Annotated in this window: 7 protein-coding genes and 1 pseudogene; 1 reads left to right on the plus strand and 7 read right to left on the minus strand. The window is 52.6% G+C overall.

Annotated features, from left to right (window positions below):
* A pseudogene (locus K2H17_RS05060) lies at positions 1-347 on the plus strand (hypothetical protein); the annotation flags it as partial.
* Positions 348-520: 173 nt separating this feature from the next.
* On the opposite strand, the gene K2H17_RS05065 reads toward K2H17_RS05060, so the two are convergent.
* From K2H17_RS05065 to K2H17_RS05095, 7 genes are all read right to left on the minus strand, one after another.
* Positions 521-1,237 carry a porin family protein gene (locus K2H17_RS05065; RefSeq protein WP_300132169.1) on the minus strand — a complete coding sequence of 239 codons (717 nt, stop codon included), beginning with the start codon at positions 1,235-1,237 and terminating at the stop codon, positions 521-523.
* Positions 1,237-3,081 carry a LysM peptidoglycan-binding domain-containing protein gene (locus tag K2H17_RS05070; RefSeq protein WP_300132171.1) on the minus strand — a complete coding sequence of 615 codons (1,845 nt, stop codon included), beginning with the start codon at positions 3,079-3,081 and terminating at the stop codon, positions 1,237-1,239. Before K2H17_RS05070 ends, K2H17_RS05065 begins: the two co-directional genes overlap by 1 nt.
* 172 nt (positions 3,082-3,253) lie before the next feature.
* On the minus strand, positions 3,254-3,508 hold the full coding sequence (locus tag K2H17_RS05075) for a type B 50S ribosomal protein L31 (protein ID WP_107033022.1): 255 nt from the start codon (positions 3,506-3,508) through the stop codon (positions 3,254-3,256).
* A gap of 252 nt (positions 3,509-3,760) precedes the next feature.
* Complete coding sequence (locus K2H17_RS05080) at positions 3,761-6,736, minus strand: M64 family metallopeptidase (protein WP_300132173.1); 2,976 nt, start codon at positions 6,734-6,736, stop codon at positions 3,761-3,763.
* Positions 6,737-6,850: 114 nt separating this feature from the next.
* Complete coding sequence (locus K2H17_RS05085) at positions 6,851-9,151, minus strand: thrombospondin type 3 repeat-containing protein (protein ID WP_300132181.1); 2,301 nt, start codon at positions 9,149-9,151, stop codon at positions 6,851-6,853.
* A 215-nt stretch (positions 9,152-9,366) separates the two neighbouring features.
* Positions 9,367-10,539, minus strand: a complete 1,173-nt coding sequence (locus K2H17_RS05090) for an iron-containing alcohol dehydrogenase (protein WP_300132175.1) — start codon at positions 10,537-10,539, stop codon at positions 9,367-9,369.
* A gap of 140 nt (positions 10,540-10,679) precedes the next feature.
* The coding region (locus K2H17_RS05095) for a methylmalonyl-CoA mutase family protein (protein WP_300132178.1) at positions 10,680-12,047 on the minus strand (1,368 nt) is incomplete at its 5' end.

Genomic DNA, 12,047 nt, shown 5'->3' on the forward strand with positions numbered 1-12,047 from the left:
GAATGCAGGGACTCGACATTTCTTTCACAGACATCCGTCCGGGCTGGATCCGGACTCCGCTTCTCAACCCCGACAGAGCCTATCCGATGACTTTGGATCTTGACCACGCCGTAGCCTCGATAATCCGCGCCATCATCAAACGCAAAAGACTTTGTATTGTCGACTGGCGCTGGGACATCGCAGTGCGACTGTGGAGTCTCATTCCCGACCGTATCTGGGAACGCATTCCTGTCTGCGTCTCTGCCCCCGCCACTCCGCAGGAAGAGAAAAAGGACACCGCCATCGAAGACAGCCTCCGGATTCCCGAACCTCCGTCGGAAGTCCGAGATCTCATAACCAGGCAATGAGAGTCCGTCCGACAATCTCCCGAAGACTGACCGTCTCCACAAATCAATAGCCAGTCTCTCAACAGAAAAAAACGGTTCCTGCCGCACTCCATCGAGTGGCAGGAACCGTTGATCATTTCTTTCAGCAGCCATCTGTTCCGGACTGCATCTTTGCTTTTATCGTATTCCGTTCATCACTTCACGCGGATCATGTATTTCAGCGAAATCTCGATCGAATTGTTGCGCGAGGCAGCAAAAAAATCACGCTTCGAATCCTTGAAGATGTTGCCGAGTCCGAAATAATATCGTCCTTCAAGCATGATCGAATGCTTGCGCTTGACCAGCAGCTCGATACCCGCACCACCGGCAATACCGTAGTCAAATTTGCGGTCTATCGCCATTGACAGCTGCGCATTGTTTCGATATTTCTTATGAAGTTCAGGTATATTCTCATGATTGTTATAATCGAAATTCGCGTCAATCGAATTCCCGATCATAAAGCCAACCTCAGGTCCGAGATTTATGAATCCTCGGAATTTCTGCGATCCGAAATAAATATGGGTCAGCACCGGGATCGAGACATAGGTCAACGTTCGTTCATACTGAAATTCCGGGGCCTCGTCTCTCGCAAAATCCTCGGCCCATCCGCGCTGCGTGATGTTGATCTCTCCGATCAGGCCGAAAATCTTCTCCTCAGTATAACGGCACGCGACACCCATCGTCAGCCCCTGAGTGAATTTCTGATGGACCTCCGGACTGAAAGACACACGAGAGAGAGTAGCGCCCGCCTTACCGCCTATTGAAAAATTCGGCGAATATTCTCTTTGGGCGCTGACTCCGAAGGGCAACAGCAGGACCAAAGCAAAAAGCAGAGCGATGCAGCCCTTTCCGACAAATCTGTTAGCAGCCATCAGAGATTGATTTTTTCTATTTGTCCTCCTGAGCGGAAGTTGATCAGATAAAGCACATTGTTGCACTGGCCCTCCGCACCTTCCGGTGTCAGGAACGAATAGCCGTTCTGCACGCCGTCATATCTTGCCACCGGATTCTTCAGATAGTCCAGCACAAACATTCCGGTATCGAAACCGAGCAGACCCTGACGGGGCACGGCATTCTCCATCCCGGCTCCATACCATCCTTTGAAGCGGTCTTCAAGCCTTCTGGTACGTATATTGTCGTCGTCGACAAAGAAGCGCGAATACACCGTCGTGTTCAGCTTATGCATGTTCTGCAAAGTCTCTCCGCGGAAAGTGATCCACTCAGGATAACCGACCATCTTGACTCCGGGCAAACCGGTCTCGTCACGCCATTCTATAATTGCCGGCATGATGCGGTTGAGATCGCTCTGGCGTGCTGAAAGCGGTATAAACGTATAGTTGCCGTCAGTTTTCAGTGTCTTCAGATCCGATGCAGCGAGTTTTGAATCCGCCGAAACAGTCAGCCACTTGACACCCTTTGACTCCAGGCGCCGTTTGAGAGCGGTGATGAAATCCGCCTTGTCGGCATTGGCGCCGTCAGCCAAAGACACGAACACCGGAGTCGAATAAGACAGGCGTCCGGCAATTGCCTCGGCAGCCTTGTCGATCATCTGCTGAGAGGGTATTGTACCCTGCATGACCGCAGGATTGGTCTGATATGATTCATCGCGGACTATAAAGCCGTTGAACACCTTTATGCCATGCTCGCGCCCGAAATCGCCAAGTATAGCCAGTTGGTCGGCTGCATCGGGAGCTATGATCATCCGATGGGTCCGCAGAGTGCTGTCAGATGTCAGATGACGCACCTTTGAGGTGGATCCTTCCGAATCATAGGCCGTAACTCTCACAGGCACACCGTTGTTTCTCAGACTGTCAACAGCGATCAGAAATCCCTTGTAAAATTCCGTATATCTCTGTGCGCTCTTGGAGGGAGTCTCTTCATTGAGCATGAAAGGCAGCACAAGAGCTACCGAAAGTTCCTCTTTTGCATTAGGATCAACTCCCGACGCACGTGCGAAATCATCGACACTCACTGTCCCGTCAGCCCCTACCGGAATCGACGGAGACGCAGGCTGAGAAGCATCGGCCAATGCACTCTGCGAAGCCGGGATACTCAGCACCTGTCCTTCCTTAAGCACAGTTATACCCGGATTTGCAGCCTCAAGCTGTTCAACTGTAATCCCGTGGGCATTGGCGATCGAATAGAATGTCTCTTTCTTCTTTACTATGTAACCGGAGGGCGCCACACGGTTTTCGGTTCCCTGTGACTGAGACGCAACCGTAACTCCGCATCCGGTGCTCGCCGACTGCTCGTCACAGGCTTTGACCGGAACTGTCAGATGAAGCGTCTGACCGGCCTTGAGGCCCTCACGCACAATCGGATTCTGTTCGATCAGCACATCGGTTGTGAGTCCGTAGCGCTTTGCAATCCCATAGATTGTCTCACCCTTGGCAACAGTGTGACTGACCAGGCTGACGCCATGACGTCCGGCATTGTCCGGTGTCAGGATCTCATTTTCCTCAACCGGGAAAAACAACATGGTGCCGGCTTTCAATCCGTCGGCAACCGATGGGTTAAACTTCACAAGCTCATCCTTGCTGATGCCGAACTTATGGCAGAGAGAATAGATTGTTTCCTTGCTCTCTACCGTGTAGTAATGATAGGAATGGCCGTTTATAACTTTGACAGGCAGGTCTTTCACGGCTGCATCAGCCGACAGGCCGGTCGCCACGGCGATGGCGGTGAGAGCGGATATGGTCAGTCTACGGAATTTCATGATTTTATAGCTAAAAACATCTACAAAGATACGTCAAATTCTTCGATAAGCCTTGAGGGTGAGATCAAAATTTCAACCAACCGGAGATAAAAAGACATAAAAAACTCCGGCGTCATGCAAACAAGTGTTGCTTGACGCCGGATGATTCTTTGTTCCGTTGAAGAATTTTGGATTATTTCTTCTTGCGGTTGCCGTAGCGGCTCATGAACTTGTCCACGCGACCGGCAGTATCGACGAGCTTCTGCTTACCGGTGAAGAAGGGGTGTGACGAGCTGGTGATTTCAAGCTTGACCAGAGGATAGGTCACGCCGTCAACTTCGATGGTTTCCTTAGAGGCGACAGTGGAGCGGGTGATGAAGATTTCATCGTTCGACATGTCCTTGAATACTACTTCGCGGTAGTTGGAAGGATGGAGATCTGCTTTCATTTTATTATTGTGATTTTTTTGTTGTCAGAAGTTATCTTATGCGCTGGTAGGGCGCGTAGATTCGTAATGGCGGTGCAAAGGTAAGGATTTTAATTTATTTATCAAAACTTTTCAGCCATTTATAATTATGAATGCACGGCCAGAAGATTTATGTATGGTTCTGCCGCTGAGTTCCGGTAAGATTCCAACAGGAAGTCCAGCGGTCAGCACCGCTTTTCCGGAAATCTTCTGCACCAGAAATACCGGCTGTTTTCATTCAGCATAGAAATCAATCAGTCTGGCGAGAGCCCGCTGACAGGCCGGACAGAATTCAGGAGCCGTGTTTGTGCGCATACGGCAGTTGTCGGCGGGACGATAGACTCCGCGAGCCACGTAGCCCCCGCCCTCATAGACTCCTACCGGCCATCTGGAAGCCTCGCTGACCGGTGTCGGCTGCGGAACTCCTTCGGGCAGGATTTCCTTCCATTTGCTGTCGAAATCAACCAGAGTTGTGATGTTCGGCTCCCAAGGCTCGACGTCAGTCGGATAGGCGTCTTCATTCGGCTCGGCGTCATAGAAATACTCGTCGGCAAGTCCTCCGAAACTGTGACCGAACTCATGGACCACCACCGGGCGGAAACTTTTGTGAAGCGAGCTTGTCAGCGTATAGCTGTTGTAGATGCCTCCGCCGCCATATTCGGGAGTGTTGGCAAGTATGATGATATGTTCATAGGGGATTCCGGCCAATGCGTCGTTTATGTCCTTGACATGCAGACTCGTGAGATAGCGGTCGGAATAGAATGTGCTGAAATGCGAGGAAAATGCCGTCGATTTCCAGTCGCCGAAGCGCGGCACACTGACACCCGAATCATCCGACGGAGTGCCTACGGCGACAAAGTTGAACTTGTCGGCCCGCGATCTGAACGGTTCATAAGACAGGATTGCATCGACAGCCACACGGGCATGACGATAGAAGCTGTCCATCTCAGCCTTTGTGTAGCCCTCGGCAAGGATGGCAACATCAATTGCTGTCTTCGGATCGCCTCCGCGATGGATATAGCGGTACTCCGGCACCCGTCCATGCCCTTTCCTTGAAATCAGGATGTCTTTCGGATCAAAACGGTGTTCCATCGAAGCCATAGGCCGATGGCGGTTGTCAAGCAGTTCTATGCTGATCCGTGCAGGCGCAGAGGGATAAGGGAGCAATACGGTATGTTCAAAAGCCTTTGCCACGGCAGATGCCTCGTCCGTTGTCAGCCACTCATGATAGAGCGATGAGAACGATGTCCGGTAAAGAGTGTCGCCGTCAGCCTCGGAAACAACAGTCACAATCCCGTTGCCGGTCAGAGGGAGTTCTGACATCCGGTGACGTCTGCCTGCCCATCCGTCCATGCACGACTGTGAGGCAAGGGAAACACCGCGGGCTCCTTCCGGCGTAGCGGTGAAGAGATAGTCGACACGCAGAGTCTTCTCTTCGAACTTGCGTCCGAATTCAGTTGCCGAGCTTGCGCGGATCTGCTCTTGAGGTGTTCCGCCGGCCAGTCCGGCTTTCATCACATCTTCTACAAGCGAATTCATGTAGACTTCCAGATTTGTATAACCAGATTTGGTCATGCGGGCACCGTCAGAAGCATCTTCCGGATTGAGACCGTTGGCCTTTTCCCACTCGTCAGGCATTCCGTCGCCGTCAGAATCGGCAGGAGCCTGCGCGCTTTCCAGCACAGGCCATCCGCGCGAACCGTCGGCATAGACGATGTCGTTCTGGCTGTCGATAATACCCTTGTCGCCAAAAGTCGCGCTGCCGTCACGCACGTCACGGATGACAAGTTCGTCATAGGCATCCCTCCGAAGCGACGCACCGGCACAGTCAAGCACACGTTCGTATGCCTCACGCGCACTGTGGGTTGTGACCGTCTCGAAGTCCATCGGTCGCTTAAGACGGATTTCATCAGCGATCTTCTTGTCCCAGTAACCGTCACAGTTATCGGGATTGATCTGGCGCATGACTCCGCGACCCCAGTTGTCGGCCCCCACGGCAGCGATTGCGCTGTTCTGGTTTCCGCTTACATAGAAGCGGCCCCATTTGTGGAGCATGGGACGCCACACGTTCCAACCGACACTCAGCCGCTCGCCGTCGACATCGACGCTGTTGTCAGTCATGTCGATATCAAACGTGCGTCCACCGATGCTGACACGGTTCACACCTTTCGACGGACCGCCCTTTCTCAGCCCTTTCACATCGTCGCGGGTCAGGGCTGTCGAGAAGCGTTCATTATATTCACCGGCCAGACCGTGTCCGTTGAGACAATACTGCACTGTCCGGATACCGGGTCCGGCAATACGCTCAGGCATTTTATTGGGTGTCTTGCCCGGCTTGAAATAATTGTTTACGATATTCACCGTCATCCCCTCGCCTCCGTAGCAACCGTTTGATCCGTAGTTGTAGATCACATTGTTGCGCAGGTCCATGCGTTCATCGGTCTGGGTGTGTGGGCTCGGACCGAGACGCGGAGTGCGCGAGGTGTGGTTGGCCACAAGATTGTGGTGATAGCTTGCACCGCTGCCGCCCCAGTTGCCTCCATAGCCGTGCGCACCTTTCTTATGACCGCTGTTGTGAAGACTGTGGGAGGCGATGCACCACTGAACGGTGAAATCAGTCATTCCGTAGACTGAGATACACTCGTCGATGCTCCAGCTGACCGAACAGTGGTCCACCATCACATTGCGGTGTCCGCTGCCGCCGAGGCCGTCACCTTCATGATGAGCCACCTCCCGGTCACCGAGCCGGAAACGCATGAAGCGGACAATCACATTGTCGGCCTGAATCAGAAACGGATAGTCGGCAATGCAGACACCGTCGCCCGGCGCGGTCTGCCCCGCAATCGTCACATCCGGATTTTCCAGTCTCAGAGGCGATTTCAGAAAAATAGTCCCGTCGACATCAAAGACGATTGTCCGCGGCCCGCTCTGATTGCAGGCATAGCGGAACGAACCCGGCTGATCCGAATCCTCAAGAGTGGTGACATGATAGACCTTGCCACCACGTCCGCCGGTGGTCCACATTCCGAACCCTTCGGCACCGGGAAAAGCCGCCACTGCGGGCCTCACCCACTGTGACGGAACAATTTCTTTTTTCTCCTTATGCGGACGGTCCTGCATGGACCTTGGAAACCCGTCAGGCGGAGCCGCCATGACAACACCTGAAGCCAGCAACAGTCCGGCTGTCAGTATCTGCATCCCTTTCATCATGATTTCAGAATAAAAAATTCATTCATTGTTTTATCACAGAATGTAGGGACGCTTTGAAAAGCGTCCCTACATTTCAATCATATTTTCTATATGATTATAATTATATTCCGTCAATTACTTGACCAGGAATTTCTTGCCGTCACGGATATAGATGCCGGGGAGAAGCGGCTCCTTGACTTCGACACCCATGATATTGTAGATCTTGCCGTTGCCTTCAGGCTTAGCCGGATCAATTACAATGTCCTCGATGCCTGATTCACCGGCAGTCGCGGCCTTGATTCTCATCTGGATCACGACTTCCGATCCGCCGAACATCACATTCACTGCATTTGACGGTTCAGACACCTTGATTGTGTGTGTAGCGGCATCGTTTATGTTTCTGAGCGGCAGAACATAGTCCGAAGAACCGAACTTATCGTTGTTAACCGATGCGACATAGGACACGTTATTGTCATTGTTGGCCCAGCCTGTAATTGTTATTTCAGTGGCAACTTTACCTTCCGGCAGCTTGATTGTCCATGTTCTGTTGGCTCCGGAACCGAATTTCACATAATCGGCTGTCGATTTCGATCCGTTTGAATATTTGCGGCTGGCATCCGTACAAGTCACCGAAATTCCATCATTAAACAAGAACGGCAGAGGAGCACCTCCCTCCATCTGACTGGTCGCTTTCGAGATCTCATATTCGAATGTCTCGACAACAGGAGCTTCGTATTTAGGGAGCTCGACAGCATCGTCAGCGAAAGTCAGATCGCCATTGAGCATTTTTCCGGCTTCATTCTGCGCTGCGGTTATATGCTCAACCAGAGAGTTCAGATAGAGTTCCAGATTTGTAAACCCCGATGCCGATGCCTTGGCGCCATCCTTCGGATCGTTTGGATCAAGCCCGTTTTCAAGTTCCCATTCGTCAGGTATGCCATCGCCGTCGGTATCAACCTTAGAAGTTCCGTTTACAAGTTTGGGAAGATTTTCTTCAAGTTCTGTTCCGTCAGGATATCTGATGTCATCCGGAGTATTGATAAAGCCGTCGTCAAGACCTGAACCGGTCGACGCAGCCTTATTTTCAACAGCCTCATCGACAATCATCGCATCGAGAGCGTCACGCTTAAGCGAAGCGCCGGCATAAGCGATGACTTTTGCATAAGCGTCATTTGCGCTATGGGTTGTCGTGTAGACAAAATCAATCGGACGTTCGAGTTTCAGATCCTCTTTGAGATTGTTCTGAAGAGACTGAGTCGATGCAAGACCGTCCCATTTGTTCCAATCGATCTGATTATACATTCCAAGGCCCCAGTTGTCATTTGCGACCTCAGGGAATTTGTAGTTGTTATTGCCGTCCACATAATATGTGCCGACTTTGTGCAGAGCCGGTTTGTAGGCATTCCAGACAACAGTAATTGTCTTGCCGTCAGCTGTGATAGTGTTGTCATCAGCTATTTCGTAATATTTTCCGGCAATGGTCACACCCGGTTTGCCATTTCTGAAATAACCTGACACACTGCTGCTTGAATAAGATGTTCCCATCACAGCATTGTAAGCCGCAGCAGTCTTGCCCTTGTCTACAACGTAGTCCACAGTACGGATTCCGACACCAGCAATACGGTATTTCTTATTGTTGGAACCATTGACATACTTATTTCCGGGTCCCGGCTTATAATAATTGTTGACAATGTTCACGTTCATGCCTTCACCGCCATAGCAGCTTTCACCTGAATAGTTGAACATGACATTATTACGCATATCCATCACTTCATTGAGCTGAGTTGTCGGACGCGGGCCGAGGCGAGGTGCGCGCGAAGTGTGGTGCGCGAGGAGATTATGGTGATAGGAACCGTATTCGCCTCCCCAGTTGCCGCCATAACCGTGATTGCCCTTTGTATGTCCGGAGTTTACAAGACTCTGAGAGACGATACACCACTGGACAGTCGTGTTGTGAGTTCCGCTGAACGACAGACACTCATCGATACTCCAGCTCACAGAGCAGTGGTCCACGATAATGTCACGCTGATCAAGAGCACCAAGACCGTCCCAGCCGTCAGCGCCATCCTTAGTCACATTCTTGTTGCCAAGACGGAAACGGACGTAACGGATGATCACATTGTTTGCTTTTATTGAAAACGGATAGTCGGCAATGCAGATTCCATCACCGGGCGCTGTCTGGCCCGCAATAGTCACATTGTCATTTTTAAGATCAAGCGGACTCTCCAGATGGATATTTCCGGAAACGTCAAAAACAATTGTTCTTGCGCCGGCCTGATTGCAGGCCCAACGGAGAGTTCCTTCAGAGCCGTCATCAGTCAGTTTTGTGACTTTAAGTACTTTTCCACCGCGACCTCCTGTCGTATAGCGTCCATAGCCTTCAGCTCCAGGAAATGCTTCAAGCTTGTCTATGGTTTCGACTGCATGGCCGACCATTGAACAAAGCAATGCAACAAGAGTGCATATTGCAAATCTTTTCATGTTGTAAGGTAAAATTATTGTAATAAGGTATAGAATTTTAAGATTTTTCAATTTAAGGCGTTCTGTCTCAATATGCAAAGATAAGGGATTTTTCGTCCATAATCAAAAAAAATCTGCCATTCTCCGTAATTTTCACATCAAAAACGGTGATTTGTATGCCTCTCCGCCCATCACTGAACCGCAAGACGATAGATCGACTCTGTTTCAGCCGGACCGAGGGCAATGTAGGCTCCGACCACCGGCCCCTTGTTTTCATGAAGTTTTCTGACCAACAGATTTATGTCGGGCGCATCTATGCCAAGTTCTTTCATGGTGACCGGGAGGCCGATCGAACGGAAAAATCCACGCAGTGAGCTGACGGCCTCACGTGCGGCCTCGACGTCGTCAGAGGCCTGTACGTCGAATACGCGCCGTCCGAACTGAGCTACTTTCGCTGGCTTCTGTCCGGCGACAAAACTCATCCACGCGGGGACGATCACGGCAAGTCCGGCCCCGTGGGTCACTCCGTAGACCGCGCTCAGTTCATGCTCCATGAAGTGAGAGGCCCAGTCTTCGCGGCGGCCGCATCCGCAGATGCCGTTGTGGGCGAGAGTTCCGCTCCACATTATGTTGGCACGGGCGTCATAGTCGTCTGGCGTGGCCATCACTTTCGGAGCCTCGGCGATTATGGCTTTGAGCAGCCCCTCGGCAAGGCGGTCTGTGACTTCGACCTCTTCAGTCGGCGAGAAATAACGTTCCATGATGTGGACCATCATGTCGGCGATTCCGCTTGCTGTCTGATATGGCGGAAGCGTAAAGGTCAGTTCGGGATTCAGACAGGCGAATTTCGGGCGCAGAGCGGTCTCGGTGCGGAGTGAAAGTTTGTGCAGGCCGTCGAGGCGTGTGATGACCGAGTTACCGCTCCCCTCGCTCCCGGCGGCGGGGATCGTGAGCACTACGCCGATAGGCAATGCGGTCTCTACAACGGCCTTTCCGGCAAAGAAGTCCCAGAAGTCGCCGGCGTATGGCACTCCGCAGGCAATAGCCTTAGCAGTGTCGATCACCGATCCGCCGCCTACGGCTAAAAGGGCGTCGACAGCCTCTTCGCGGCAGAGACGGATCCCTTCGTAGACAAGATCGTCGGTCGGATTCGGTTTGACTCCGCCAAGTCTGACAGAGACAATCTCCTCAGCCGCAAGAGAGCGGCCGACACGGTCAAGCAGGCCGCTACGGACTGCGGAACCTCCGCCGTAGACTATCATTACTTTCTTCCAGCCGGCAGTCTTGCAGAGCTTTCCGGACTCATTCTCTACCCCACGGCCGAAGAGATAGCGCGTAGGGGTGCAAAAGGTAAAATTATCCATTTGATATGCAATTGGTTATTGCAGTAGGGACGCTTTTTAAAGCGTCCGCAATTGCCTGAGGTTCAATCCGTCAGGACGCGGACGCTTTAAAAAGCGTCCCTACTGGGCCATCTTACGATGGCGTGGGGGTATTCTGTCTTTTATTCCTCTCCTTCGAGGAGTTCGAGCATCTTGATTGCTGAAACCGGAATGCGGGTGCCGGGGCCGAAGATGGCGGCCACACCTGCCTTGTAGAGGAAGTCGTAGTCCTGAGCGGGGATCACACCGCCGGCAGTCACCATGATGTCCTCACGGCCGAGTTTCTTAAGCTCTTCGATCACCTGCGGGATCAGGGTCTTGTGGCCTGCGGCAAGTGAAGAGACGCCGAGGATGTGGACGTCGTTCTCGACAGCCTGACGGGCTGCTTCGGCGGGAGTCTGGAACAGTGGACCCATGTCGACGTCGAATCCGCAGTCGGCATAGCCTGTGGCTACAACCTTTGCGCCGCGGTCGTGGCCGTCCTGGCCCATCTTGGCGATCATGATACGGGGTTGACGACCTTCGCGCTTGGCGAATTCTTCGCACATCTGCTGAGCCTTGACGAAATCAGGGTCAGCCTTGGTTTCTGATGAGTACACGCCTGAAATAGTTCTGATTACTGCTTTATAACGGCCTACTACATCTTCGCAGGCATCGGAAATCTCGCCGAGAGTGGCGCGCAGACCGGCAGCCTTGACAGCGAGGTCGAGGAGGTTGCCTTCCTTGGTGCGGACACATTCGGTGATGGCGGCGAGGGCTTTCTTGACTGCCTCTTCGTCGCGGTGACCCTTAAGGTCGACAAGACGTGCAACCTGGTCTTTGCGCACTTCTGTGTTGTCGATTTCAAGGATGTCGATCGGATCTTCGTGGTCAAGACGATATTTGTTGATACCGACGATTGTCTGACGGCCTGAGTCGATGCGGGCCTGAGTGCGGGCCGAAGCCTCCTCGATGCGCATCTTGGGCAGACCTGACTCGATTGCCTTGGCCATACCGCCGAGCTTTTCGATTTCCTGGATGTGTTCCCATGCGCGGTGTGCGATCTCGTTGGTGAGGGCTTCTACATAATAGCTGCCGCCCCACGGGTCGATCTGCTTGGTGACGAGGGTCTCTTCCTGGATATAGATCTGGGTGTTACGTGCGATACGTGCAGAGAAATCGGTCGGGAGAGCGATCGCTTCGTCAAGCGCGTTGGTGTGGAGCGACTGGGTGTGGCCGAGAGCGGCTCCCATTGCTTCGATACATGTGCGGCCTACGTTGTTGAAGGGGTCCTGTTCGGTGAGCGACCAGCCTGAAGTCTGCGAGTGGGTGCGCAGTGCGAGCGATTTGGGGTTCTTCGGGTTGAACTGCTTGACGATCTTGGCCCAGAGCAGACGGGCTGCACGCATCTTGGCTACTTCCATGAAGTAGTTCATGCCGATCGCCCAGAAGAACGACAGACGGGGTGCGAAGGCGTCGATGTCGATGCCGGCGTTGATACCTGCGCGGAG

Source organism: Duncaniella sp. (assembly GCF_029054785.1).
GTDB lineage: Bacteria > Bacteroidota > Bacteroidia > Bacteroidales > Muribaculaceae > Duncaniella.